At 37.3% G+C, this 26,005-nt stretch carries 24 protein-coding genes; 13 read left to right on the top strand and 11 right to left on the bottom strand.

From position 1 onward, the window contains the following. Position 1: 1 nt before the first annotated feature. The 5 genes from HDE68_RS10565 to ubiE all read right to left on the bottom strand — a co-directional run bounded on the left by HDE68_RS10565 (position 2) and on the right by ubiE (position 3,713). A complete protein-coding gene (locus HDE68_RS10565; protein ID WP_183881577.1) occupies positions 2-766 on the bottom strand; it encodes an alpha/beta fold hydrolase in 765 nt (254 codons plus the stop codon). A gap of 174 nt (positions 767-940) precedes the next feature. Next, positions 941-1,387 carry a GatB/YqeY domain-containing protein gene (locus tag HDE68_RS10560; protein ID WP_183881575.1) on the bottom strand — a complete coding sequence of 149 codons (447 nt, stop codon included), beginning with the start codon at positions 1,385-1,387 and terminating at the stop codon, positions 941-943. Between the two features lie 15 nt (positions 1,388-1,402). Continuing rightward, the gene (locus tag HDE68_RS10555) at positions 1,403-2,158 is read right to left on the bottom strand and encodes an SDR family NAD(P)-dependent oxidoreductase (protein WP_183881573.1); all 756 of its coding nucleotides are present in this window, start codon (positions 2,156-2,158) and stop codon (positions 1,403-1,405) included. Positions 2,159-2,210: 52 nt separating this feature from the next. Beyond that, on the bottom strand, positions 2,211-2,969 hold the full coding sequence (locus HDE68_RS10550; RefSeq protein ID WP_183881571.1) for an outer membrane beta-barrel protein: 759 nt from the start codon (positions 2,967-2,969) through the stop codon (positions 2,211-2,213). Positions 2,970-2,978: 9 nt separating this feature from the next. Beyond that, on the bottom strand, positions 2,979-3,713 hold the full coding sequence (gene ubiE / locus HDE68_RS10545; protein ID WP_183881569.1) for a bifunctional demethylmenaquinone methyltransferase/2-methoxy-6-polyprenyl-1,4-benzoquinol methylase UbiE: 735 nt from the start codon (positions 3,711-3,713) through the stop codon (positions 2,979-2,981). A gap of 52 nt (positions 3,714-3,765) precedes the next feature. Between ubiE and yihA the strand changes: the two genes are divergently transcribed. The 6 genes from yihA (at position 3,766) to HDE68_RS10515 (ending at position 9,994) form a co-directional block, all read left to right on the top strand. Beyond that, on the top strand, positions 3,766-4,392 hold the full coding sequence (gene yihA / locus HDE68_RS10540; protein WP_183881567.1) for a ribosome biogenesis GTP-binding protein YihA/YsxC: 627 nt from the start codon (positions 3,766-3,768) through the stop codon (positions 4,390-4,392). A 15-nt stretch (positions 4,393-4,407) separates the two neighbouring features. Then, on the top strand, positions 4,408-5,274 hold the full coding sequence (locus HDE68_RS10535; RefSeq protein WP_183881565.1) for a UbiA-like polyprenyltransferase: 867 nt from the start codon (positions 4,408-4,410) through the stop codon (positions 5,272-5,274). A gap of 4 nt (positions 5,275-5,278) precedes the next feature. Next, entirely contained in the window at positions 5,279-6,994 is a 1,716-nt protein-coding gene (locus HDE68_RS10530; RefSeq protein ID WP_183881563.1) for a M3 family oligoendopeptidase, read from the top strand. 54 nt (positions 6,995-7,048) lie between these two features. Next, positions 7,049-9,004 (top strand): amino acid permease, encoded by a 1,956-nt coding sequence (locus tag HDE68_RS10525; protein ID WP_183881561.1) that lies wholly within the window; start codon positions 7,049-7,051, stop codon positions 9,002-9,004. A 221-nt stretch (positions 9,005-9,225) separates the two neighbouring features. Continuing rightward, positions 9,226-9,741 (top strand): hypothetical protein, encoded by a 516-nt coding sequence (locus HDE68_RS10520; protein WP_183881559.1) that lies wholly within the window; start codon positions 9,226-9,228, stop codon positions 9,739-9,741. A gap of 10 nt (positions 9,742-9,751) precedes the next feature. Further along, the gene (locus HDE68_RS10515) at positions 9,752-9,994 is read left to right on the top strand and encodes a hypothetical protein (protein WP_183881557.1); all 243 of its coding nucleotides are present in this window, start codon (positions 9,752-9,754) and stop codon (positions 9,992-9,994) included. A 74-nt stretch (positions 9,995-10,068) separates the two neighbouring features. On the opposite strand, the gene HDE68_RS10510 is transcribed toward HDE68_RS10515, so the two are convergent. The 6 genes from HDE68_RS10510 to HDE68_RS10485 all read right to left on the bottom strand — a co-directional run bounded on the left by HDE68_RS10510 (position 10,069) and on the right by HDE68_RS10485 (position 19,089). After that, the gene (locus HDE68_RS10510) at positions 10,069-12,279 is read right to left on the bottom strand and encodes a peptidase domain-containing ABC transporter (protein ID WP_183881555.1); all 2,211 of its coding nucleotides are present in this window, start codon (positions 12,277-12,279) and stop codon (positions 10,069-10,071) included. Positions 12,280-12,328: 49 nt separating this feature from the next. Beyond that, positions 12,329-13,636, bottom strand: a complete 1,308-nt coding sequence (locus tag HDE68_RS10505; RefSeq protein ID WP_183881553.1) for a hypothetical protein — start codon at positions 13,634-13,636, stop codon at positions 12,329-12,331. A 185-nt stretch (positions 13,637-13,821) separates the two neighbouring features. Further along, positions 13,822-13,962 carry a hypothetical protein gene (locus HDE68_RS10500; protein ID WP_183881551.1) on the bottom strand — a complete coding sequence of 47 codons (141 nt, stop codon included), beginning with the start codon at positions 13,960-13,962 and terminating at the stop codon, positions 13,822-13,824. 92 nt (positions 13,963-14,054) lie between these two features. Next, positions 14,055-16,445, bottom strand: a complete 2,391-nt coding sequence (locus HDE68_RS10495; RefSeq protein WP_183881549.1) for an outer membrane beta-barrel family protein — start codon at positions 16,443-16,445, stop codon at positions 14,055-14,057. A gap of 642 nt (positions 16,446-17,087) precedes the next feature. Continuing rightward, positions 17,088-18,302 (bottom strand): S41 family peptidase, encoded by a 1,215-nt coding sequence (locus HDE68_RS10490; RefSeq protein ID WP_183881547.1) that lies wholly within the window; start codon positions 18,300-18,302, stop codon positions 17,088-17,090. 61 nt (positions 18,303-18,363) lie between these two features. Next, on the bottom strand, positions 18,364-19,089 hold the full coding sequence (locus tag HDE68_RS10485) for a porin family protein (protein WP_183881546.1): 726 nt from the start codon (positions 19,087-19,089) through the stop codon (positions 18,364-18,366). A gap of 315 nt (positions 19,090-19,404) precedes the next feature. On the opposite strand from HDE68_RS10485, the gene HDE68_RS10480 reads away from it, so the two are divergent. The 7 genes from HDE68_RS10480 (at position 19,405) to HDE68_RS10450 (ending at position 26,003) form a co-directional block, all read left to right on the top strand. Then, positions 19,405-20,349, top strand: coding sequence for a hypothetical protein (locus tag HDE68_RS10480; RefSeq protein WP_183881544.1), 945 nt, complete (start codon positions 19,405-19,407; stop codon positions 20,347-20,349). Between the two features lie 150 nt (positions 20,350-20,499). Beyond that, on the top strand, positions 20,500-21,018 hold the full coding sequence (locus HDE68_RS10475) for a T9SS type A sorting domain-containing protein (protein WP_221300707.1): 519 nt from the start codon (positions 20,500-20,502) through the stop codon (positions 21,016-21,018). A 111-nt stretch (positions 21,019-21,129) separates the two neighbouring features. Further along, on the top strand, positions 21,130-21,741 hold the full coding sequence (locus tag HDE68_RS10470) for a fumarylacetoacetate hydrolase family protein (RefSeq protein WP_183881542.1): 612 nt from the start codon (positions 21,130-21,132) through the stop codon (positions 21,739-21,741). 5 nt (positions 21,742-21,746) lie between these two features. Beyond that, complete coding sequence (locus HDE68_RS10465; RefSeq protein WP_183881540.1) at positions 21,747-23,468, top strand: M23 family metallopeptidase; 1,722 nt, start codon at positions 21,747-21,749, stop codon at positions 23,466-23,468. A 2-nt stretch (positions 23,469-23,470) separates the two neighbouring features. Continuing rightward, positions 23,471-23,935 carry a thioredoxin-dependent thiol peroxidase gene (gene bcp, locus HDE68_RS10460; protein ID WP_183881538.1) on the top strand — a complete coding sequence of 155 codons (465 nt, stop codon included), beginning with the start codon at positions 23,471-23,473 and terminating at the stop codon, positions 23,933-23,935. 207 nt (positions 23,936-24,142) lie between these two features. Continuing rightward, complete coding sequence (locus HDE68_RS10455) at positions 24,143-24,988, top strand: transketolase (RefSeq protein ID WP_183881536.1); 846 nt, start codon at positions 24,143-24,145, stop codon at positions 24,986-24,988. Between the two features lie 58 nt (positions 24,989-25,046). Continuing rightward, positions 25,047-26,003, top strand: coding sequence for a transketolase family protein (locus HDE68_RS10450; protein ID WP_183881534.1), 957 nt, complete (start codon positions 25,047-25,049; stop codon positions 26,001-26,003). Positions 26,004-26,005 lie beyond the last annotated feature (2 nt).

Here is a 26,005-nt window from a genome sequence, read left to right as displayed (position 1 = left end):
GTTATTTCAATAAAATTCTATCCAGGAATTTGCTCAGATAGTCGTTAAAAATTTCAGGATGCTCCATCATAGGTACATGCCCGCATTTATCAACCCAGTTTAACTCTGAATTAGGCAACAGCTGATGAAATTCTTCTGCTACGTCAGGTGGAGTTACCTGGTCATTTTTACCCCAGATCAAAGAAACAGGGATCGTAATTTTGCTCAGTTCCTTAGACATATTGTGACGGATGGCAGATTTTGCCAGAGCCAGAATACGGATAACTCTTGAACGCTCATTTACTGTTTTATAAATCTCATCCACCATCTCTTTAGTGGCGATAGAAGGATCATAAAAAGTAAATTCTACTTTTTCACGGATATAATCATAGCTCTCTCTTCTTGGGAAAGTACCGCCAAATGCATTTTCATATAAACCAGAGCTTCCGGTCAGTACCAATGCTTTAACGCTTTCCTGGTGTGCCGCTGTAACGACAAGCCCAAGATGTCCGCCTAATGAATTACCGATAAGAACAACCTGACCAAGCTTTTTAAATTTAATAAATTTATGAATATACTTAGCTAAACTTTTAACGCCCAGTGTAAGAATAGGTAAATCGTAAATTGGCAAAATCGGTACCAGTATGCGATAATTTTCTTTAAAATGATCGATAACCGGCTCCCAGTTACTCAATTCGCCCATTAAACCATGAAGTAATACCAGGGTCTCGCCTTTTCCAGCCTCTATATACTTAAACCCATCCTCTTCTATTACTTCGTATTTCATGTATATATATTATATATTTTCTGTAAATATTTCCCGGAATAGTTATTACCACAATGTTGTCCGGTCCATCATTGCTTCTTAAGATACGCTACTAAGTTAGTCGCCTATTTTAATTTTAAACAAAAAAAACTGTTAATTTTAAAAATAATATTTTCAGATAGCTTCTAACACAATTTATGCCAATTGATTTTTAACAATTTCAGCTATCAATTTGCCATCTGCCTTTCCAGCCAGTTCTTTATTTGCCAATCCCATAATACGGCCCATATCTTTCACTGTGCTCGCACCAGAATCCTGTATGAGTTTAGCAATCAAAGCTTCTACTTCTTCTTTACTTAATTGCTGTGGCATAAACTGGTTGATCACTGTAATCTCTTCATCTTCAATCACAGCCAGATCTTCTCTGCCTTGTTGTTTGTAAATATCAGAAGATTCTTTTCTTTGTTTAATCAAACGCTGAAGAATCTTCATTTCTGCATCTTCAGTGATTTCTTCTGCAGAACCTTTTTCTGTTCTTGCTACTAATAAAGCAGCTTTAATAGCACGTAAACCTCTCAATGAAGCCTGATCTTTGGCTAACATTGCTTTTTTTATTTCCTGATCTATAATTGATGATACCATATAATAAATTCTATTCTAATTTCTATTGACTACTGTTGCTGAAGCCTGCGCGGTTGGCATAATCAGCATATCATTAATATTCACATGTGCAGGTCTGCTCACTGCAAACCAGATTGCATCTGCAATATCCTGCGCTAATAAAGGCTCCAATCCTTCATAAACTTTTTTCGCTTTATCTTCATCTCCCTTAAAACGGACTACAGAAAACTCTGTTTCGACCATTCCAGGGTTGATTGCGGTCACTTTGATACCATGCGGCACCAGGTCAAGACGCATTCCTTTATTTAGGGCATCCACTGCATGTTTTGTTGCACAATACACATTTCCATTCGGATAAACCTCTTTACCAGCAATCGACCCTATATTAATGATATGTCCCTTTTTGGCCGGAATCATCCAGTTGGAAACAATTTTAGTGACATAAAGTAAACCCTTTACGTTAGTATCGATCATGGTATCCCAGTCACTGGTATCCCCTTTATCAATTGGCTCAAGTCCCTGGCTAAGACCTGCGTTGTTAATCAGCACATCTATTTGTTTCCACTGCGCCGGCAGCCCTTCCAATACCGTTGTTAAGACTTCTTTATTTCTTACATCTGCAATCAGCGTTTTAACCTCAATTGCATATTTATCTGCTAAATGTTTAGCAACTTCATTCAGCTTCTCTTCTCTTCTGGCTACCAATACCAATTGATATCCCTGCTGTGCAAATAAATGTGCACATGCTTTTCCTATTCCTGAAGTCGCGCCTGTAATTAATGCAGTTTTCATCTCTTTTTATTTATCGTTAGCGGTAAAGCTATTAAATTTCATCCTGTCAGCATCATTCAAAGAATAAACTGAATGTTACATGACGCAACATCAATTTATCAATTGGATTGTTAAAAGGATTCACTTCTTTCCTGTCTAAAATATCATTTAATGAATAAGACAGTTTGATCTCAGGGGACATTTTGAAATACTCAAAATACAGATCCATCCCAAATGCAGCCTCCGCAGAAAAATAACTCTTCTGATTTTTAAGCAGTTTATATTCTTCATCCAGCTGAGAGTCATCTGTTTTCTTCTTCGAAGCGATATCCATAGAATATTTTGCACCGTATAACATATAGGCCCTGAAATTGTTCCTCCGGTTAGACTTGATCTTAATACCCAAAGGGAATTCAACCATAGTTGCGACCACTTTTTTTTCCTGCTGACTGAATGGAGACTTAGGTATCTGGTTAATGGTAGAATAATCATATTCCATCAGCCTGTCTGTAAAAACCAGTGTCGGTGTTAACCTCACATCGACATTGTTACTGATTCTGCCATTCACCACAAAGCCAATTCCAAAACCCGGAGAAGCCTTGCTATAGATCGCATTCAATGAATCTGTGATATTACCTCTTGACGGATCAAGACGTGATTTAAATGGTTCTCTCCAGTCTGGTTTCTTCTTGATTTTATAAGAAGAAGACGTATACTGAAAAGTAAAGCCGAAGTGTACTAATTCATCATCCACACCACCGCCCCAGTTTTGGGCCCTGGCGGCAGCAAATGAAAAAAGAAGAACGACTAACAGGCTTATTTTTAATCTCATCTAGTTCTATTAACCTTTTATTCCAGTATATATTGTACTGATCCCAAAAGTAAGGGGTCTGTATTTAGTAGTTTTATAACCAACTTTATCCATTACTGCAATAAAAGACTTTCCATCCGGAAATGCAACAGCAGACTCATTTAAATAAGTATATGCCCTGGCATCTTTAGAAAATATTTTTCCAAAAACAGGCAGTACATACTTAAAATAAAAATTATAGAGTTGCTTAACCGGGAATGCTACAGGTTTAGAGAACTCAAGGATCACGACCTTTCCACCTGGTTTTAATACCCGCAGCATGTCTGATAAACCTTGTTCCAGGTTCTGATAATTGCGCACTCCGAAGGCAACAGTGATTGCATCAAAATGATTATCTTCGAATTTAAGACCTTCAGAATCTCCGATTTCTACACTAAAAACATCCTGTAAATTGCGTTCTGCAATTTTTTTACGGGCTACTTCAAGCATTCCTGCAGAAATATCTACGCCTGTTACCTTTTTAGGATGAAGTATTTTGATCGCTTCAAAAGCAAGGTCACCCGTTCCTGTAGCCACATCCAGAATATGCTGTGGCTTTAAAGCTGACAACTCACGAATGGCCTTTTTACGCCATAGAATGTCTATTCCTATAGAAAGGAAGTGATTCAGGAAGTCATAAGTTCCGGCAATGTTATCAAACATTGTAGTCACCTGTTCCTTTTTCGTAATTGTAGCAGATTGATATGGAGTTATTTTTTCGTTCATGGTGTGGAGCAAAGATAAGTATTGTTGAAAACTAATTTTCTACCTTTGTCAAATGATTATAAAATCAGCAACATTTATTTGCAGTAATACCAAGATATCGGCACTGCCAGTAGCCAACATGCCCGAATATGCTTTTATTGGCCGCTCTAACGTAGGAAAGTCATCCCTTATTAATATGCTGGTTAACCAGCATGGATTGGCTAAAACGTCCCAAAAACCAGGAAAAACACAGCTAATTAACCATTTTTTAGTCAACGAAAAGTGGTATATAGTCGATTTGCCAGGTTACGGTTATGCTAAAGTTTCTAAAAACAGCCGTGAAAGCTGGGAAAAATTTATCCGTAATTACATCACTAAGAGAGAAAGTTTACAGTGTGTATTCGTTTTAATTGACAGTCGCATCCCACCACAAAAGATCGATATTGAATTTTGCTGCTGGATGGGAGAGATACAAATCCCGTTTGTTCTTGCCTTTACCAAGACCGATAAACAGTCTACGTCGAAAACACATCAGAATATAGCGCTGTTCAAAAAAGAACTTTCAGGATGGTTTGAAGAAATTCCACCGATATTTACAACCTCCGCAGAGAAGTTAGTTGGAAGAGATGAGATTCTGAACTTTGTTGATCAGACCAATCTTGATTTTGCAATGCCCATCCTGACGCCTGACGAAGATTAATAACAGCACTATTAAATGAAGAAGTATTTTTCACTCGTGCTTTTTGCACATTCGGTTTTCGCACTACCTTTTGCGATGATCGGTTTCTTTTTAGGAGTTACCACTACTGATCACCCTTTCAACTGGGTGATTTTGTTGTTAGTACTCCTTTGTATGGTATTCGCCAGAAACTCGGCGATGGCCTTTAACAGGTATCTTGACAGAGATATCGATGCTAAAAATCCACGTACCAATATGCGTGATATCCCTGCCGGAAAAGTCTCGGCCAATGAAGCACTGATCTTTGTCATTGTCAACTGTGTACTTTTCATTATCACTACGGCATTCATCAACAGGTTGTGTTTATACCTTTCTCCTGTAGCCTTGTTTGTTGTCCTGTTTTACAGTTATACCAAAAGATTTACAGCGCTTTGCCATATGGTACTCGGACTGGGTTTATCGCTCGCCCCTATTGGTGCCTATATTGCCGTAACCGGTGAATTTGCACTCGTGCCTGTATTTTATTCGCTGGCTGTATTATTCTGGGTAAGTGGTTTTGATATCATTTATGCCTTGCAGGATGAAGAGTTTGATAAAGGAGAGAAACTACATTCAATCCCTTCGGCTATCGGCCGTAAAAGAGCGCTCCGGTTATCTGAGTTTTTACATGTGCTGTCTGCTATTTGTGTGATCTTACCTATAGTATTTTCTACCTTTAGCTGGGCTTACTATCTGGGTGTAACTTTCTTTTGCTCGATGTTGATTTATCAGCATCTGCTGGTTAAACCCAATGACATCAGTAAAGTGAACAAGGCATTTGCCACTACTAACGGATTAGCCTCAGTGATTTTTGCAGCCTGCTTTTTGCTGGATGCTTTTTTAAGAACAATTTTCAAATTCTAGAACGATGAGCAATCTTATTATACCGAAAAAAACCAGGACCTATATTCCTCAGCATCTTGAAATTAAATGGGAGAATCTTTCTCCTGTACTGGATGAACTGCTGGACAGAAAAATTACTGATGTTGCAGGACTGGAAAAGTGGCTGAAAGACAAAAGTGAATTTGAAGCTGCACTTGAAGAAGATTTCGCCTGGAGATATATCAAAATGAGCTGTGATACAGCGAACGAAGAATTATTAAACAGCTTTCAATATTTTGCAACTGAGATTGAACCAAAGATCTCTCCTGTTGCGAATCTATTGAATCAGAAATTGGTTGACAGCCCTTTTATAGATCAGCTTGACCAGGCTAAATACTTTGTTTATTTAAGGGCGATTAAAAAAGCACTGGAGATTTACAGAGAAGAGAATGTAGAGTTGTTTACTAAATTGCAAATCACGCAGCAAAAATACCAGTCAGCTACAGGTGCAATGAGTGTGGTGATTAACGATAAAGAATATACGCTTGAACAGGCAGCCGTGCTGACTAAAGACATTGAAAGAGCGGTGCGTCAGCAGGCCTGGGAAACCATTCAGCAGCGTAGACTGATAGATAAAGATGCTTTAAATATCGTGTTCGATGAACTGATAGCCATGCGTCATGAGGTAGCGTTGAATGCAGGGTTCGAAAATTACAGAGATTATATGTTCCAGGCTTTAGGAAGATTTGATTACGGTCCTAAAGACTGTTATGCTTTCCATGAAGCGATAGAAAAAGAAATTGTCCCTATTTTAAAAGAACAGGCAGAGAAAAGAGCAGAATTACTGGGTCTTGAAGCATTAAAGCCATGGGATATGGAAGTCAGTACTTCCGGACAGGCAGCCTTGAAACCATTCAAAAATGGCGAAGAGCTGATTGATAAAACTATTGTTGCCTTTACTGCAATTGATCCTAAACTGGGCCACATGCTTTCGGTCATGAAAGCAAATAACCTGTTTGATGTAGAAAGCAGAAAAGGTAAAGCACCAGGCGGCTATAACTATCCCCTGGCAGAAACAGGGGCACCGTTTATTTTTATGAATTCTGCGGGCTCCCTGAGAGACCTGACTACAATGGTTCATGAAGGCGGACATGCGATCCACACTTTCCTGACTGCAAACCTGGAACTGAATGACTTTAAACATTGTCCTTCGGAAGTTGCAGAGTTAGCATCCATGAGTATGGAGCTTATTTCTATGGATCAGTGGGATGTCTATTTTGAGAACCCTGCCGATTTAGTCCGTGCTAAAAAAGAGCAATTGCAGGATGTATTAAAAACTTTGCCATGGGTAGCTGTAATTGATCAGTTCCAGCACTGGATTTATACCAACCCTTCACATAACGCGGCCGACAGAGAGGTTGCTTTTAAGCAGATCTATGAAAGATTTGGTGCAGGTTTTGCCAATTGGGAAGGATTGGAGCAGGAGTTTGGCAATGTATGGCAAAAACAGCTGCATATTTTCGAGCTTCCGTTCTACTATATAGAATATGCAATTGCACAGCTTGGTGCTATTGCGATCTGGAAAAACTATAAAGAGAATCCTGAAAAAGCTTTACAGCAATATCTTGAAGCATTGGCATTAGGTTATACCAAACCAATGAACGAGATCTATGAAACTGCAGGTATTAAATTTGACTTCAGCAGCAGTTATATTAAAGAACTGGCTTCATTTGTAAAAGACGAATTAGACAAACTAGGTTAGTATGCTAATATTTTTTTATACTTTCAGCGAAACAATCTAACCAAATTGCCCATTATGTTTGAAAATCTTTTCAGAAAAAAGTCTATTACTAAAATACTTGAAGATGCCGAAAAGGGCTATGGCGATCATGGCTCATCTTTAAATAAAACTCTGGGAGTAAGAGACCTTACTGCTTTCGGAATTGCCGCAATTATTGGCGCCGGGATTTTCAGTACGATTGGGAAAGCAAGTGCCGATGGTGGCCCTGCCGTAATTTTCCTTTTCATTTTCACAGCCGTGGCCTGCAGTTTTGCAGCTTTTGCTTATGCAGAATTTGCTTCTATGGTTCCCGTTTCGGGCAGTGCCTATACTTATTCATATGTTGCTTTTGGAGAACTGGTGGCCTGGATTATCGGCTGGTCCCTCATTATGGAGTATGCCATCGGAAATATTACTGTCGCCATATCCTGGTCCGATTATTTTACCGGGTTACTCTCTTCTATCCGGATACCGGCATTAGGTATCAATGGAATTAATCTTCCCGACTGGACGACTATGGACTACCTGACTGCATTCAATGGTCATAAACATGCCGAGGCCTTGTTAAATGCAGGTAAGAGTTTTGCAAATCTTGATGATGCTACCCGTATAGCGAACAATGCCTGGAATACAGCCCCTACAATTGGCGGTTTCCACATTGTAGCCGATTTACCTGCTTTAGGGATCATTATTCTGATTACCTGGCTGGTTTATAGAGGGATGAAAGAGTCTAAAAATGCGAGTAATGCCATGGTAATTGTGAAATTGGCTGTGATTTTACTGGTTCTTTCTGTAGGTGTATTTTATATAGATACAGAAAACTGGAACCCTTTTGCACCAAATGGTGTTTCTGGTATCCTTAAGGGTGTGTCAGCTGTATTCTTTGCTTATATTGGTTTCGATGCCATCTCTACGACTGCCGAAGAATGTAAAAACCCGCAGCGTGATTTACCAAGAGGTATGATGTGGGCAATCATTATTTGTACCGTTCTTTATGTCGCAATTGCATTGGTATTGACAGGAATTGTAAGATATGACTTACTGGCTGTAGGTGATCCGCTGGCTTTTGTATTTGATCAGATCAACCTGAAACTGATGAGTGGAATTATTGCGGTCAGTGCTGTATTTGCAATGGCGAGTGTATTGCTTGTTTTTCAAATGGGACAGCCAAGAATCTGGATGAGCATGAGCCGTGATGGTTTATTACCTAAAAGATTTTCTAAGATCCACCCTGTCTATAAAACACCTTCATTTGCAACTATCGTTGTCGGTTTTGTAGTAGCTGTACCATCTCTGTTTATGAACCTGACTATCGTTACAGATTTATGTTCCATAGGTACGCTGTTTGCTTTCGTACTGGTATGTGCGGGGGTACTGGTTTTACAGAACAAGAAGGATATTCCAAGAGGGAAATTCAAAACTCCTTATGTAAATTCAAAGTATATTATCCCGGTTGTTTTTATTGGTGCAATCATTTCTGGTTTCATCTTCTTTAAGGCGGAAACCACTGCTTTCATTACCAATGAGACCAAAGTGCATGATCCGATAAGTTTCATTACTTCACTGGATAAAAATGAATTGAACACGATTAAGGAGGAAATTAAAACAGAGCAAAAGACTTTAAACGTTATAGAGAAAAACATAGATTCTGAGGCTTATCTGAATAGCCTGACGAAAGAACAATATCAAAGTTTTATAGAAAAAAGTTCCGTAAGTGCCGATAAGAAATTTGAAAGCGGCTGGGCATTATTTAAACACAAAATCCCGATGTGGATATTCTTTGTGATCTGTATCGTGATTACTTATTTCTGTATCACCCATAACTTATCTCTGATCCCGGTATTGGGTTTACTGAGCTGTTTATATATGATGTGCGAACTGGGTATATCTAACTGGATAGGATTTGGTATCTGGTTAGTTATAGGATTGGTTGTTTATTTCTTATATGGTGTTCACCATAGTAAGTTAAACGTGAAGAATAATCTGGCTTAAAGGCTAATTATTTAAAATATTAGCTAATTATATAAAAATGGGATCTGAGGTAAAAACTCAGCTCCCATTTTTTATGAAATTTTGATAAATCGATATACCATCGGCAGTAAGTCATAAAAAACATAAACAACTGATTTATTGATGATTAACAAAACAATATCATGAAATAAATCAAGAATGTTACTTATATTTAAGACCTAGCTAAAATTAAATATATCATTATGGACTGCGATAAAGCATATCAGGAAGGGGCTAAAAAGGTTGGTGAATATTACAAACCAATTTTAGACGAAAACAACAGAATAATAAACAATATGTCTGCAAAAGGGCTGGACCCTAAGCAATATTACGACGCAAAAAACGACCAGATTATTAACTTGGTTGCTTTCCAAACAGACATTCAATCAAAAATTACAGCCCAGATAAATGACCTTAGGGCTGAGGTTGATGAAAAATGCGGCAAAATAGTTGATATTTTGCAATTTGCCCTGGATAGTGCAATCGGATATTATACCGACGGTATAACCCTTATTTTACCAAAGCATATGACCCATATTGATATGGCCGAGATACTAAAGGGAAATATTGCTGGAGGCGAAAACAGCTTTGTAAATGAAGTTAAAAATAAGCTCTATAGCAGTATGGGGATGGGCGAAAATAATGATTTACGAAAGCTACTGGATACTCCTGTTGATGCAGTTAAGGACTTCTTTAGCGGCTTAGGTATTCATCTGTAAATTTTCAGCAATGACCAGACAAGAAGTTGAAAATTTCTATAATCCCCGGATTGAAAATGTAGAAAGAATTATCGCAAATATGAATTTAAGGGGATTAGATCCCAGGAATTTCTACGATGCGATGAACAATGAATTGTTAAACCTACCATCTATACTTGACCAGATTAAATTGGAGAAAGCTAAACAGCTTGCAATTATTACGGCGTCTGAAGCTATAGGCCATTTTCCATTTGGGATTGGTAAAATATTTTAACCTAAGAGCTAACATTAAAAACATACACATTTTAATGTTAGCTCCGATTCTGACCTCAAACATGAGATCCTGATTTAATTACCGAGTTCCAATTGATTTTTCACCAGCTTGTAATAATCACTTTTGGAGTATACAAGTTCCTGGTGGCTTCCACTTTCTACAATTCTGCCTTCTTTTAAAACAATGATCTGGTCAGCTTTTTTTACAGTCGATAAGCGGTGCGCAATGATAACTACAGTTTTGCCCTTAAAAAATGACTGCAGGTTATTGTGAATAATCATCTCGTTATCTGCGTCCAGGGCTGATGTAGCTTCATCAAAAAAGATATAATGCGGGTTTTTATACACAGCCCTTGCAATTAATATGCGCTGTTTTTGTCCTCCCGATATTCCATTACCCGAAGCCCCGATCTTGGTCTCATAACCTAAGGGGAGATTATTAATAAAATCCTCAATGTTTGCCGTTTTCACAGCATTGCTGAGCCTCTGCCTGTCAATATTCTGATCACCGGCAACGATATTTCTTTCAATTGTATCAGAAAAAATAAAGCCGTCCTGCATCACCACGCCACAATTGCTGCGAACACTTTTTGGAGACAAATCATTCAGGTCATCATTATTGTATAGAATATGGCCATCTGTAGGTGCATAAAACCTTAGCAACAGTTTCATTAAGGTTGTCTTACCGCTCCCGCTGGCACCTACAATTGCCGTTACTTTTCCTTCAGGTATTTTGAAACTCAGGTCTTTTAATACCAATGGAGAAATCGGTCCGGCATATTGAAAAAATAAATTTTTAACATCAATCCCATTGTCAGTAGCAGCTTCCGGTTCACCAGAAACAGACATCTCCCTTTGATTTTCATTCTCCTCCCTTTGCTGTACATGAACTTCATTCAAACGTTCTAAGCTTAGTTTAGCATCCTGAAACGACCTGATAAATGCAACTAAATAATTTACCGGTGCATTCAATTGTCCAATGATGTAAGAAATAGATAACAATGCACCTAAAGTTATTTCTCCTTTTACCACAAGGCTTGCTGCCAGAAAAGTAACCAGAATATTTTTAATCTGGTTTACAAACTCAAAACCGGAAAGCTGGAGCTGGTTTACCTTTAGAAGCCGGATATTGACCTTAAATAACTTATCCTGGATATTTTCCCATTCTTTTCTTTTAAAATCCTCAAACTGGTTAAGTTTTAACTCAGTAACTCCGTTGACAATCTCATATATCCCCTCCTGACTCTCCCCGCGATAAAGGAACCGAAAATAATCCAGCGTTTTTCTTTTCTTTAGCCAGTATAAAGACCAGATTAAGGATATAGTTGTGAGTGCCAGATAGGTAACCATAATGATGGTATTATAGAACCATAGCACACCAAAAAACACAGCAAACGTAATTAGAGAAAAGAAAGTAGTCAGACTTTGAGAAGTTAAAAATTGTTCAATGCGCTCATTATCCTGTATACGCTGATTAAAGTCACCCATCATTTTAGTATCAAAAAACTTTAACGGCAAGCTCAAAATCCGCATTAAATAATCTGAAATTATAGTGATACTTATTTTAGTCCCTATGTATAGCGTAAACCAGTTTCTGATAACCTCAATAGTAATACTTCCTATATATAAAGCCAATTGTGCCAAAAGGATAATCGTAATTACATTCAGATCTTTTGCTGTTACCCCTTTATCAATCAGATTCTGTGTTAAAAACGGAAAAACGAGTGAAATCAAACTTCCGGTCAACAACATAATTGTCAGGATAATGACCTTCCTTTTATGAGGTTTCAAATAAGAAAGGGTCCGTTTGATAGATATCTGCTCTTCAACCGGTGGAACCTGATTATAAAATTTCTCCGTAGGCTTCAAAAATAGCGCAATCCCTTCATTGTCTCTGCTGCACCAAGACTGTTTGAATCTTTCTTCTGGAACCTTAAGTAAACCATAAGAAGGATCTGCCACATGATATTGAGTTTTCCTGGAAAATATTCCAGTACTAATTCTATCTAAAACAATAAAATGATTTTGGTTCCAATGTATAATACAAGGGAATTCATCACCCTGTTGTCTTAATTCATTAATGCCTAACTGATAGGTAAAAGAATCAAAACCAATTTTTTTTGCAGCTTCTTTTATTCCTGCGATGGATACTCCTTCTTTTGTAAGAAATGAATTTCCCCTTAAATATTGCAAAGGATAATTTTTGCCATATTTTTTTGCAATCATTGCCAGGCAGGCCGGACCACAATCCATTTGATCATGCTGGGGTATAAATTTCAAACTCATTATCTGATCGCTATAAAGTTAATTCAGGCCTATTAATTTATTTAACTATTCAATCCATAACGAGATGCTGCTGCTCACCTATTTCAAAACCGTTTTTATCATATATGAGTGACAAAAAGTAAAGGCCTATCTCTTCTGGCCACTCCTTGCTTAATCCAGCCAGTAAATCCTTTACATTCTGGCTTTCGAATGTGTTTAACTTTTCTATGATCCTGATAAGCTCCGGATGATACCTCATTTCCATCTTTATCCCTCTGACATAAATACTAAACTCTTCACTCTTGCCGTCATACTCATGTACAATACTAAAATGATTGATAATTTTAATACTTTTACCTATAAGGTGTTCATATTCATCTATATCATAACCACTGTTTATTTCTTTGGTAATTGTTGGTGATTCCCAACCGCCATTACTATAAATTGAGTATTTATATTCGTCATATATCTTTTTCAAAAATCCCTGTAAAGACCCTTGTAAGGTCGTCTCATCGATCTTTAAACCTGATAATAAATCATTAAATGATTCTTCGTTGTTAAGAAAATCTTTCTGAGCAACGATGACATCATCTTTCCCGGCATCCAGACACTTATTAAAAAACGTATTGATTACTTTATCAAGGAATATAGTTTTAGATGGATTTACAAACCAGAATGTCAATCCAACAGATAACTCATCACTAAATCCTATATGAAATTTATTCCATGGCATGTAGAAGAGATCACCTGCTCCAAATTCATGTTTGTCTGCATGAGGAAGAAGAGGCGCAATATCATGGTTGTTATGTTTTAAGCCAGTAAGCTCTTTATATTTTTCCTGATCCCAGGTATACATTGTTTTATTTCCAGGACCGAGATGAAAATGAATAACATTTGCACCCTTATCATCCTGATGAATACCAAGTGGTGTCCATCCATAGTTTCCGATGAATACTGTAACGTGCATTCCACAGACAGGTATACCATTTTTTTCAAGAAGAGGCGCAACAATATCTCTCAGTCTTACGGCAATATTGTCTGAGTATTTTTCAACAGAATTAACAATCAGACCAAATTTATCAGTAAAACTTCTCTCGCAGTATTCAACAATATTTTCATCTTCGAGCGGTGGGTTTTCATATAGAAAATTTATAAATTCTCTGTTCACCATCCCTTTTCCTTCTTTCGGAAAAAACACTCTGAATCCGGCTCTGTCTTTCTTTTCAAAGCGGTTGACTAATGAGTCGGCGATCTCCTTATTCAAAAGATCAATCAAATCTTTTGACAAGACATTTTTTACAACACATGTTTCAGTAAAGTCTTTATTTTCATTAGAAAAGTTATCCCACCATTGCTCGTTAAATACAGTATTTTTCATAAGTAAATAATTATTTTGTTATCGGTGATGAAGCGATCATGTGTTGTTCAAGCCCCCAGCTAAGCCCCTTGTTGATTTCGGCTTTGCGCTGCAGCACATGATGGTTTCCACAAGTGAATTCTTTTTGACGAATAAAAATGGCAATAGGAATATTTCCTATTGCCACTAAATACATCGAAAGGTTACTAAGCTTCAGTAACTGTTTCTTTTTCTTTTTCTTTAACGGTAATTTTTACGCCAATACCACCTTTAATTTGGTTTTCTTCAAGTGGAGAAAGTGTCTTTACGTTTAAGAAGCTTTTTGCATCAATTTTTTTAGTTTTCATGGTTCTTTTTTTTATAGATTTATGATGATGAATAGTAGTTTAAAGACATATATTCTTATCGGTCTTCCCTTGCAAGGTTTTATCTTAAGGACCTATAGCCTGTTTATTTCCTCCGAATTTTTTGATTGATCAGGCTTGGTTTTGAATGACTTTCCAAAATTGTAAATCAGGGATAATCTTAAAGCCCTCTCATCGTAATAGTTTTGAAATGAATTCTTTATATTGTTATTATAAGTAGTGTAGACCGGTTTGTTAGATTTCAGAATATCATTAAAATTCAAAGCCACAGTCATCCTTTTATCCAGAAACAGCATTTTGAAAGAAGCATCCAGCTTAGATGACGAATTATTTGTATAAACATTGGCAACTCCACTAGTGACATACTGATAGGTAACATTCATTAAACAGGTTTTACTCTTATTGAGGATCACATCATTACTCACTGAAAACTCACCACTCCAGCCATCATTAAAATTCAGTGTTTCAGGTATACTCGTCCTTGTCGAAGCATAATAAACATCTGCTGACAAATTGAAATTCAACCAATTAAACCCTTTTAACATTAAAGTCTCATTAAAGCCATAGGTTTTGCTGGTCATAAAATTCTTTGGTGTGATCTGCTGAATATTGGTAGAAGGATGTATAATAGTGATCTGATCAAATCCATTTTGCAAATAGGAAAAATATACTTTACTGATCAGGATGTCTTTGTAGCCATATTCAAATTCTACGTTATGCGTGTAAGAAGGCTGTAAGTATGGATTTCCATTTGAATAGGAAAAAGGAGAGTTGACTACATGAAAAGGGTTCAAAAGACTGTAACCCGGCCTTTTTATTCGTCTCCCATAATTTAATGTAAATGTATTATTCGGATTTAAAACATAGGATACATAGGCTGTAGGGAACAGTTTTGTATAATTGAACCTATTGGTTTGACTCAGGGTTTCAGAATTCCCTTCTGTTTGTGTGTTTTCAACTCTTAACCCAATTTTTGCCTGCCAGGTTTCCGAAAACTCCTTTTGAGCAGATAAATAGAAAGATTGCGTGTTTTCCTGAAAATGGAAGGCATTACTGATTTCCGGATTATATTTATAATCATTTTCTATAATATCAAAATACTCAAAGTTATTTTTCGTTTTAATATTAGAGATCCTGGCCCCATAATTAAGATTTGCAAAACCTATAGGATGCTCCATATCCAAATTGAAAGAATAGTTCTTTATTTTTTGAATACCATGACTTAAAGCAGCTTCATAACCGTCTGGCAGTATGGTCAGGTCAGGCAAATAACGATTTGACACAAATTGCCGCCTGGAGCCCAATGAATAATCAAGTAAGTCAAAATCAAAAGTCAATTTTCTTTTAAGGTCATCCAGCTGATAGATCAGATGGTAATTTAACCTGTTTGTTTTCTTTGTCCGGTTTTCATTACCAATAGTTGACACGGTAGAATCTAACCCGTTAGTTGCTTTGCTATAAATACTGCTGATATTATTATTATCAGAGTGGGGCTTACTGTTGATATAATTATAAGAAAATCCAGTTGATATTTTTTTTGAGATCGCATACTCTATTCCTATTCTTGCCCCAAATGATTTTTCATAATCAATACGATTATTTACTTCATTCCAGGTTTTTTCAGTATAATAAATAGTATTGCTTTCTACTGGTGCGAACTTACCATCGAGATAATTTAGGCCTGAGGTAAGTGTAAATTTATCTTTTTGATAATTAAAAGTTCCTGCTACTGAGCCGGTAGCATAAGTGGACTGTTTATAAATGGTTCTTATAGAAGAATTCCAGGAATCTTTCTTTGCTTTTTTTAATCTTAAATTCAGAATCCCACTATTTCCCTCAGCACTATATTTTGCAGATGGGTTGGTAATCACCTCTATGCTTTTTATCTCTTCAGATTTGATTGTTTTCAGATAATTCAACAAATCTTCGCCTGAAAGCTGCACAATCCGGTCATCGATCATTACAGCCATGCCGCTTTTACCGACCATAGAGATCCCATCATTTTTCACTTTTACACGGGGCGTAACCCTTAAAGCATCTAATGCATCTCCACCAATAGCAGCTATAGAATTCTCTACGTTAAAAACCAGTCTGTCTATCTTCTTTTCAATTAGTCTTTTACGTATTTCAATCGTAACTCCCCTGAGCATCAAAGATTCATCAATCAATATTTCACCCAGATCAATATTCTCCTGCTGCAGATGAACTGATTTTCTAAATATTTCGTGACCAAACTGCGTTAACTGTAAGTTATAAAGACCTTGTGGCGCATGGATAGCAAATGCGCCCAGACTATCCGTCATAGTTTCTTTTACGCGGATAGTATCATTTTTGAAAAGAGCAACTGTAGTATACTCCAAAGCCTGCTTACTTGTATTCGCAACTTTACCATGAATCATTTTATCCTGCGAATGCGCACGATAAAAAGAAAAAAAGGAAAAAATTACGAATAAAGATTTTTTCATCACTAGACATTGATTAACAGCTATTTAGTAAAATAAATGAAATAAAATCAAATAAGCAAATAAAACAAACAATTAAATACTAATATTTTACAAAAAGGATAAGCAAATAATTAAAATAAACAATTACACTTCAAAAAGCCTGTTTTTATATATTATAGAGATCAAAAGCTCGTCAATCACCCGGACAATTTTCCTTTAAATAAAGTAATCTGTCACAAAAAAAAGACATTTGTCAACAAGGAATACAGATCAATTCCCAACCATATCCTTAACTGAATAAGCACATACGTTACTATATTCCCATAATTACAGGTTTCGTATTAACTACATGATGTTCACAGTACAAACAATTACACAAATAATGACAACACTATTACAACTGAATATTATTCCTATGTTCCGTTAAAGTTTAAAGCGGGGTTGATACGGGTCAAGGCGTTTCAACCCCGCTTCAACCTCGTATCAATGATAGCCAGTGTATAGCTCCTGCATTTATTGAACATATCTCTGCTATGTCTACAACAAGACCGGTAAAAGACTCGAAATCTTCTAGCCTGTAAACACGCAAAAAGCCGCCTTCCAAACTAATAGAAGACGGCTTTTAAGAATTGAGTATTTCCTGAAAATTATTCCTGGTAAAGTTTACTGCGGAATCAGGCTGATCGCTTTTTCCAGTTGAGGATCTGTTCCCGCATCGAGCGCAGCTTTGTTATATTTCACTTCTATATCAGGTGGGAAACCTATTCCTTCGTAGATTTTACCATCTTTATAACGCATCATCAGTGTTGAAGTATAAACTAGTTTTAAGAAGCTGGTTGTAAACTGCCCGCCATTGAACACATCATCATTTCCATACAACGGGCCGTTTCCACCCCAGGTACGTTCTCCAACAAATGTTGCATTATTTGCAGGTAAAGCTTTTAATGCCATAGTTGTCATTTCGGCCATGCTTACCGAGTTTAAATCTGCCAATACCACAATCGGAGCAGTAAATGTTTTTGCGTCCTTAGCCGGATGAACAGATGCTGGTATCCAGGGCGTATAATCCAGACGCCCCATTCCACCTTTTGCGCGTGTGGCACCAATGACATAAGCCTTGTCCGTTAAACTGCCAACCAGTAAATCCAGATCGGCTAATGCACCGCCCCCGTTACTTCTGACATCTAAAATCAATCCTTTAAGATTGGGCGTGGTCTTTAACTGGTCAAAATAATATTTCAATACTTTCTGTGCATTATTCGGGGTCGCCGCATTAAAAACGGTATTGAGTTTAAAACTGTTAAAGTGCAGGTATAGGATATTATTTTTAATCTTTCCTGAGATGGCAAAAAACTGACTTCCATCAGCAAAATTGAAGAATCCTTTCACATAACCCGGATCAAGATATTTTGGAGGGATAGTACTGTAAAAGAAATTAGGATTAATATTGCCATGATAACCCGGTTGTTTCTGATGCCTTAAATCAGATGGGCTGATATAAGTTGCTGAATCTTTTACATAGCCACTGTTAATCTGCAATGCATAATGCGAATCCACCAGCTTTGAAGTCATTTCCTTAAAATAGGTATAGGATTTTCTCACATCTGTAGAATCATTGATATTCAGCTGAGCGAATAATGGCTTATATTTTTTGTAAACATCATCCCAGTTAGTCGGGTCGATATCCCAAAAAATATAATTATTGTTCATCCCATTCCAGTAGGCTTCAAAAGCTTCACTAAAATTCCCGGTGATATAACGTTCGGGCTGGTTGATTTGCGGCAGTTCTTTTCGGCAGGACGATACTGTGCTGATCACGAAAATTCCCAGAACGAGCTGGAACATATTTTTATATAAAAAAAGGTAAATCGAGTTCATCTGTTGATTTATTTTAAGTTTTTGTTAGACGGAGCCTTTAATGACTAATTAGAGAAGGGGTTTATTTGCCTAAACGGTACATACAACCCACCTGAACTATAAAAGTGTCGTTGTAACGGGGAATCTGGTTAAGCATATAGTTTTTTTGCTGATCAGTCAGTGCCCGGTAATATCTCCCTTCTGCAAACAGTTCATAACGGGACTTTAACTGATAGCTGACACCTGCTCCGGCCAGCAAGCCCAACTCAATCCGGCGGTCCTTACGTTTGTCAAAATCATATTTCTCGTCATAATTGTACCCTGGTTCAAAATCCAAAGCTCTTTTAGCCTGAAAGTCATCAGGAAGATCATAGGATTGTGAAAAGGCATCCAGCTGTGTTCCTTTAATATGTGATGCCGTCCAATAGCCTGCATATCCACCCAGATTGAAAAAGCCCTTAATTTTTTCTCCTCCAAAAGTAAAATGCGCCATTAAAGGCAATTGGATATAACTATTGGTATTTTTCTGATAGATACCTTCAAAATATCCGGACCGCTCCATTTTATAGCTTTTACGGATAAACTGCGGATCGGCCTGAATACCAAACCAGTTATTAAGTGTATACTTTACGGGTATACCAATATTAAATCCCTCTAAAGGTTTATAAGACGTAAAAGCTCTGAAACCGGTGTTCGTAAAGATGTAATTTTTGTTGTAGCCAGCTTCGAGCCCTACAGACCACTGCGCATGCAGTGTAAGCGTCCCGGCAATGATGCACAGGAGAAAAAGTAGACATTTTTTTTTCATAGAATAGGTTAGTTTTTGATTTTTTTTCTTAAAACCAGAATAAAATGTGATTTTAAATCAATCTGGTTAACGGGTCTTAAATTATAAAAACAATAGTATTAAACGCAACACAATGTCATTTAAACGTACTGTTATGTATAAAAAAGATACTATTAGTTATTTATCGGGTATGATCGCAGATATCCTTAATTCATATCCGCTGATCTCAAAAACAACACAGGCAAAAAATACAAAATTTAAATTAACAAATTAGCCCAGTAATTAAATACTTAATCCATATCGATTTATTTACACTCTTTAAAAGAAAAAAACCCAATGAAACGATCATTAGCGCTCCTCATTCTAACAGTATCTTACAATTTATGTTTTGCACAAACTAATCAGTTCAATGGAACCAGAAATGCCGGAGTTGGTACCCTGACCCCTGCCGCCCCATTTCACATCAGAGGAGAATCCAATAATTTTACCGGATCCAGAAATGCATTAATCCTTGATAATTCGATTACTGCCGGGAACCGTTCAAGTGATATTATCTGGGCTGCCAATGGACTGGCCAAATGGGAAATGGGCAACGATGTCAATGCTAATGGTCAGCAAAATTTTTATTTATTCGATTTGGAAAGCCAGGGAGGCATCCCCAGTTTTTATATCAATTCAATTGGTAATATAGGTATAGGTACTACAGCAGCTACAGATAAACTCTCCGTAAATGGAAGTATTTCTATGATTGACGGAAGTAGTCTGAACATGTATTCTTCCAATGGATCTGTATGGGCAAATAAAAGACTATTAACCAGAGGTTACGATACACAGGACTTTATTGAAATAGCTGTTCACGGAGCGCAGGCCAATACAGCATCATTAAGGCTAAACGCTAATGGTAATGTTGGCATTGGGACGACTAATCCTACTGCAAAATTATCAGTCAACGGAAATTTATGGGCAACTGAGATCCAGGTAACTCTTACTAACCCATGGCCTGATTATGTATTTGAAAAAGATTATACCCCTATGTCCCTGGCTAATCTGGAAACCTTTATAAAAGCTAATAAACACCTTCCTGAAATCCCTTCTGCAAAAGAAATAGCTGAAAATGGATTGAATCTGGGAGAGATAAATACTACACTGCTAAAAAAAATAGAAGAGCTGACTTTACATCTGATCGACTTAAAAAAAGAAAACGACCAATTAAAGAAATCTGTTGAGCGTATTGATAATTTAGAGCAGATAATTAAACAATTAACATTAAAAAATCATTAACAAAAATTAAAAAACCAGGCCATATACACGTAAAAAAGACACTAAGGCATAATTGATGATTTCACAACTGTTAAAATGTGTTAAATATTGTCCGAATGAAAAAAAAGTTTAATTATTGTGTAGATTTATTCATTACTTTTGTTGCAATAGATGAATACAAAAACTAAAACGATCTCAGCCCTCTACATAATTTGCATTTTTTGCATCAGTGTATGCTGTGGGTCTACAGTTTTTGCACAACGCTCTGACAGTGTTAACATTAATTCCAAATACAAAAGAATTGTTAAGACTCCTCAGATCAGGGGCGATGTACCATCTTATAAACCGAGTTACATCCCAGGATCATCCTATACACCAGCTAACGGCCTGCTTTCACATGGCAGATCAGCTAGTGGCAGACCTGATAAAATCCTTTCTGTACTTAAAGTTTATCCAAATCCGGTTGATGACCAGATCAATCTTACTTTACGTTTAGAACGCGAGTCTAACCTGTCTATTAAGATCATGGACCTGCTGGGCAATGAAGTAGTTACTTTATCTAACGAGCGCCTGTCTGCAGGAGAACAAACTAAAACGTTTACTATTCCCAATCGCCTGAACAGCGGAATCTACTTCCTTCGTTTTGTTGCAGGTTCAGAAACCGTAGTGAAACGTATTTCTATTCTATAAGAATACTTTTAATTTCCCTTTTCAATCTTTTTTTTAACGGATATAATTACTTTTACGCATCATGCAACCTGCATGTTCAGATAAAAGACGTTTTTTTATATACCAGTCATCATGAAGATAATTGCAATTGGCCGTAACTACGCTGCACACGCTAAAGAATTAAATAACCCTCTCCCAACAAGTCCTGTAATCTTTATGAAGCCAGAGACGGCTGTACTTAAAGACAACAAACCTTTTTATATCCCCGATTTCTCCTCAGATGTTCACTATGAACTGGAAGTAGTTATCAAAATCAATAAAGAAGGAAAACATATTGCAGAGAAATTCGCAGCTAATTATTATGATGAAATTGGTTTGGGTATAGATTTCACAGCTCGTGACCTGCAATCTGCATTAAAAGAAAAGGGATTACCCTGGGAATTGGCCAAAGCATTTGACAACTCAGCTGCTGTTAGCCATTTTATCCCTAAAACTTCCATTGCTGATCTGACCGATCTGCAGTTTGAATTGAAAGTAAACGGAGAAACCCGTCAGAATGGAAATACTAAAAACATCCTGTTCTCTTTCGAAAAAATCATTGCATTCGTTTCTCAGTACATCACCTTAAAAAAAGGAGATCTGATTTTTACCGGCACACCTGAAGGGGTTGGCCAGGTGCATCCGGGCGATAAGCTCCAGGCATGGATAGGTAAAGAACAGTTTCTGAATTTCGATATAAAATAATCTTGATGATCAAAAAAAGCATATTCCTGTTTCTCCTTTCTGTATTGACAATCAGTACACAGGCACAGCAGATTTTTAGTAATAACAAGTATCCGCTGGTAGATTTCCGTCCGCCGCTGGACATTGTTCCTCCGGCACTTGCAGGTTCTTTTGGCGAGCTGAGAGGAAATCACTTCCATTCGGGAATAGATTTCCGTACCAATCAGCGCGAAGGTTATCCGGTTCATGCCATTGCAGATGGTTATGTTTCCAGAATGCGGGTACAAAATAGTGGATTTGGTTTGGCATTGTACCTGGTACATCCCAATGGATATACTTCTGTATATGGCCACTTATCACGCTTTGCCCCTAAAATCGCAGAAGCAGTAAAAGCTTTGGAATATCAGAAAAAAACATTTGAGCTGGATGAATTTCCTGCCGCAGATTTATTTCCGGTACATAAAGGTGATGTTATTGCCTATTCCGGAAACCGCGGAAGCTCAGGAGGCCCTCACCTTCATTTTGAAATCAGGGATTCTAAAACAGAAAACACGATTAACCCACAGCTATTTGGCATACAGATCCCGGATAATATTCCTCCGGTTATTTATTCCTTATATGTTTATAAGCTGAATAAAAAACCTTTTAGTGAATATACACCTAAAATAGCCATCCCGATTACCGGTGCCGCAGGGAAATATGCAGTTGCCAAAGCCGGACCGGTTATCGTAAGCGGTGAGGTTGGATTTGGAATTACAGCTACAGACAGACATAATGGAGCCTCTGGAATTAATGGTGTATATTCTATTGAACTCGAGGTAGATGGCCAAACGGTATTTACTTCTTCTTTAGAGAAGTTTGCTTTTGAAAATAGCAAGGCGATTAATTCGCATATCGATTATCCGGCATTGATGACTTCCAGAAGAAGTATCCAGAAAAGCTTTGTAGATCCCGGGAATCCTTTACAGATTTATAGTAACCTGGTTAACAATGGCAGGATTGAATTTAAAGATCAGCAGGTCCATGAACTGAAATATATTGTCACCGATGCCAAAGGGAATAAAAGCATATTGCCATTTACAGTAAAGTCAGACGGCCAGACGGTTATCTCTACTCCCGACCAGCCGGATGGTATTCCTTTCTTTTATAATAAAGAGAATGAATTCTCGACTGCTGGTGTTAAAGTGGTATTGCCAAAAGGAACTTTATACAATGATTTCAACCTGGTTTATAAAGTTAAACCCGAGCCTGCAAGAGGTGCATATTCTCCTGTTTATCAGATTCACAATAACCTTACTCCTTTACATATTGGTTTTGATTTATGGATTAAAGCCGATGCCCGTTTAGGTGCATTAAAAGATAAAGCTGTGATTGTGAGTACCAGTGGTGCTTCACAAGGTGGTGTTTTCGAAAATGGTTATGTTAAGGCTACGCCAAGGAATTTCGGCAGTTTCTATATCGCCGTGGATACTGTTGCCCCTTCTGTTACCCCGGTGAACATCGCCGATGGCAAAAATATGGCTGGCATAGCAAAAATGATTTTTAAAATTCATGATAACCTTTCCGGGATTAAAAGCTTTAATGGCTATATTGATGGCAATTGGGTTTTAATGGAATTTGACACGAAAACTGCTACCCTATGGCATTCTTTTGATGAGCGTACCACCACCGGAAAACATCATTTCAAACTGGTAGTGGAAGACATGAAAGGAAATATTAAAACGTATTCAATTAATTTTATAAAATAGTTATGAGTGAATTAAAAGAAGGTCAGAAAGCTCCTGAATTTACCGCAGCGGATCAGGATGGGAATACCGTTTCTCTGGATCAGTTTGCAGGTAAAAAAGTGGTTTTATACTTTTATCCTAAAGATGATACCCCTGGATGTACAGCCGAAGCCTGTGATTTCAGGGACAATTACCAGGGATTAAAAGCAAAAGATATTGTTGTGCTTGGTGTAAGTGTTGATGATGAAAAATCACATCAGAAATTTGCAGCTAAACACAGTCTTCCTTTTACCTTACTGGCAGATACTGATAAAAAAATTGTAGAAGCTTACGGGGTTTGGGGCGAAAAGAATATGTATGGCAAGAAATACATGGGCACCAACCGCACTACTTTTGTGATTGATGAAAATGGTGTAATCGCACATATCATTAAAAAGGTTGACACTAAAAATTCAACTGCACAAATCCTGGAGTTATTAAATAATTAAGAAGCTGTTATTTTAAAACTTCAAACGCTGTAAACGTATAATATCAAAGCTAAATGGTATTTCATTGCTTTTACATGAAATAATAAACGATAGCAATAAACTATATTTGCTATCAATAGATAAAAATCGAATTTACATGAAGGCGGTATGATTATAATTATAATCATACCGCCTTCATCTGACAAAAGAAGACAATAAATAAATTAGATGAAACATACAATCAATGAATTAGAGGACATTGTTTCTCAGGTACGAAGAGATATTGTAAGAATGGTACATGGCTGCCAGTCTGGACACCCGGGCGGATCACTTGGCTGTGCCGAGTTTTTAACAGCCTTATATTTTGAAACCATGAACCACTCCACAGATTTTAAAATGGATGGTAAAGGCGAAGATTTATTCTTCCTGTCTAATGGTCACATTTCTCCGGTATTTTATAGCGTGCTTGCCCGTTCTGGTTATTTCGAAGTGAGTGAACTGGCTACTTTCAGAAAGTTAAACTCCCGTGTTCAGGGTCACCCTACTACACACGAAGGCTTACCTGGTATCAGAATTGCATCCGGATCTTTAGGTCAGGGTATGTCTGTAGCTATCGGTGCAGCTTTAACCAAGAAATTAAACAAAGATCATTCATTGGTTTTCAGTTTACATGGAGATGGTGAGTTACAGGAAGGTCAAAACTGGGAAGCGATTATGTTTGCTCCTCACAATAAAGTTGATAACCTGATTGCTACAATTGATTATAACGGACAGCAGATTGATGGTCCTACTGAAAAAGTATTATCATTAGAGAACCTGCAGGCAAAATTCGAAGCTTTTGGCTGGCATGTAATTACTTCTAATGGAAATAACATGGAAGATATCGTTAAAGCACTGGAATATGCTAAATCACTTACTGGTAAAGGCAGACCAATCTTAAACTTAATGAGTACTCAAATGGGTTATGGTGTAGATTTCATGGTGGGTTCACATAAATGGCACGGTACTGCGCCTAATGATGAGCAACTGGCTTCTGCTTTAAATCAGAACAAAGAAACATTAGGGGACTATTAATTCATCACATTAAAAGCGCCGGTCCTGATGGACAGGCAATAAAAAAAATAAGAGACTCATGAAAAAATATACATATTCAGAAAAAAAAGATACCCGTTCTGGTTTCGGGGCTGGTTTACATGAAGCTGGTCAGAAAAACCCAGAGGTCGTTGCACTTTGTGCGGATCTGAAAGGTTCTTTGAAAATGGATGCTTTTGCAGATGAATTTCCTGAAAGATTTATTCAGATCGGAATTGCTGAAGCAAATATGATCGGTATTGCAGCAGGTATGACTATTGGAGGAAAAATTCCTTTTACCGGTACTTTTGCAAACTTTTCTACAGGAAGAGTTTATGACCAGATCAGACAATCTGTGGCTTACTCTAATAAAAACGTTAAAATCTGTGCTTCTCATGCTGGTTTAACTTTAGGCGAAGATGGTGCTACACACCAGATCCTTGAAGATATAGGTTTGATGAAAATGTTACCTGGAATGGTTGTGATCAATCCTTGTGATTATAATCAGACTAAAGCTGCTACTTTAGCTATTGCAGAATATGAAGGACCTGTTTATCTTCGTTTCGGCAGACCAAGCATTCCTGTATTTACTGATCCTGATCAGAAATTTGAAATTGGTAAAGCATGGATGGTTAATGAAGGTACTGATGTCACTATTATTGCAACAGGACATATGGTTTGGAAAGCTATTGAAGCAGGTGAGCAACTGGCTGAACTGGGTATTGATGCAGAAATTATAAACATTCATACCATTAAACCGTTAGATGAAGAAGCGATTTTAAAATCACTTCAAAAAACTGGTTGTGTGGTAACTTGCGAAGAACATAATAAATTTGGTGGATTAGGTGAAAGTGTTGCCCGTTTATTAAGTACAGAACTTCCTTCCCCACAAGAATTTGTGGCTGTAAATGATAGTTTTGGAGAGAGCGGAACACCAGATCAGCTAATGACTAAATATGGTCTGGATACAATTAACATTGTTGAAGCAGCTCAAAAAGTTATAAAAAGAAAAAAATAATC

It is taken from the genome of Pedobacter cryoconitis (genome assembly GCF_014200605.1).
Taxonomy (GTDB): domain Bacteria; phylum Bacteroidota; class Bacteroidia; order Sphingobacteriales; family Sphingobacteriaceae; genus Pedobacter; species Pedobacter cryoconitis_B.
This window is presented reverse-complemented; position numbering and strand designations above follow the sequence as displayed.

Excerpts from the sequence above, each read along its gene's own strand:
- HDE68_RS10565 (WP_183881577.1), bottom strand. The coding sequence starts at position 766 with ATGAAATACGAAGTAATAGAAGAGGATGGGTTTAAGTATATAGAGGCT.
- HDE68_RS10560 (WP_183881575.1), bottom strand. The coding sequence starts at position 1,387 with ATGGTATCATCAATTATAGATCAGGAAATAAAAAAAGCAATGTTAGCC.
- HDE68_RS10555 (WP_183881573.1), bottom strand. The coding sequence starts at position 2,158 with ATGAAAACTGCATTAATTACAGGCGCGACTTCAGGAATAGGAAAAGCA.
- HDE68_RS10550 (WP_183881571.1), bottom strand. The coding sequence starts at position 2,969 with ATGAGATTAAAAATAAGCCTGTTAGTCGTTCTTCTTTTTTCATTTGCT.
- ubiE (WP_183881569.1), bottom strand. The coding sequence starts at position 3,713 with ATGAACGAAAAAATAACTCCATATCAATCTGCTACAATTACGAAAAAG.
- yihA (WP_183881567.1), top strand. The coding sequence starts at position 3,766 with ATGATTATAAAATCAGCAACATTTATTTGCAGTAATACCAAGATATCG.
- HDE68_RS10535 (WP_183881565.1), top strand. The coding sequence starts at position 4,408 with ATGAAGAAGTATTTTTCACTCGTGCTTTTTGCACATTCGGTTTTCGCA.
- HDE68_RS10530 (WP_183881563.1), top strand. The coding sequence starts at position 5,279 with ATGAGCAATCTTATTATACCGAAAAAAACCAGGACCTATATTCCTCAG.
- HDE68_RS10525 (WP_183881561.1), top strand. The coding sequence starts at position 7,049 with ATGTTTGAAAATCTTTTCAGAAAAAAGTCTATTACTAAAATACTTGAA.
- HDE68_RS10520 (WP_183881559.1), top strand. The coding sequence starts at position 9,226 with ATGGACTGCGATAAAGCATATCAGGAAGGGGCTAAAAAGGTTGGTGAA.
- HDE68_RS10515 (WP_183881557.1), top strand. The coding sequence starts at position 9,752 with ATGACCAGACAAGAAGTTGAAAATTTCTATAATCCCCGGATTGAAAAT.
- HDE68_RS10510 (WP_183881555.1), bottom strand. The coding sequence starts at position 12,279 with ATGAGTTTGAAATTTATACCCCAGCATGATCAAATGGATTGTGGTCCG.
- HDE68_RS10505 (WP_183881553.1), bottom strand. The coding sequence starts at position 13,636 with ATGAAAAATACTGTATTTAACGAGCAATGGTGGGATAACTTTTCTAAT.
- HDE68_RS10500 (WP_183881551.1), bottom strand. The coding sequence starts at position 13,962 with ATGAAAACTAAAAAAATTGATGCAAAAAGCTTCTTAAACGTAAAGACA.
- HDE68_RS10495 (WP_183881549.1), bottom strand. The coding sequence starts at position 16,445 with ATGAAAAAATCTTTATTCGTAATTTTTTCCTTTTTTTCTTTTTATCGT.
- HDE68_RS10490 (WP_183881547.1), bottom strand. The coding sequence starts at position 18,302 with ATGAACTCGATTTACCTTTTTTTATATAAAAATATGTTCCAGCTCGTT.
- HDE68_RS10485 (WP_183881546.1), bottom strand. The coding sequence starts at position 19,089 with ATGAAAAAAAAATGTCTACTTTTTCTCCTGTGCATCATTGCCGGGACG.
- HDE68_RS10480 (WP_183881544.1), top strand. The coding sequence starts at position 19,405 with ATGAAACGATCATTAGCGCTCCTCATTCTAACAGTATCTTACAATTTA.
- HDE68_RS10475 (WP_221300707.1), top strand. The coding sequence starts at position 20,500 with ATGAATACAAAAACTAAAACGATCTCAGCCCTCTACATAATTTGCATT.
- HDE68_RS10470 (WP_183881542.1), top strand. The coding sequence starts at position 21,130 with ATGAAGATAATTGCAATTGGCCGTAACTACGCTGCACACGCTAAAGAA.
- HDE68_RS10465 (WP_183881540.1), top strand. The coding sequence starts at position 21,747 with ATGATCAAAAAAAGCATATTCCTGTTTCTCCTTTCTGTATTGACAATC.
- bcp (WP_183881538.1), top strand. The coding sequence starts at position 23,471 with ATGAGTGAATTAAAAGAAGGTCAGAAAGCTCCTGAATTTACCGCAGCG.
- HDE68_RS10455 (WP_183881536.1), top strand. The coding sequence starts at position 24,143 with ATGAAACATACAATCAATGAATTAGAGGACATTGTTTCTCAGGTACGA.
- HDE68_RS10450 (WP_183881534.1), top strand. The coding sequence starts at position 25,047 with ATGAAAAAATATACATATTCAGAAAAAAAAGATACCCGTTCTGGTTTC.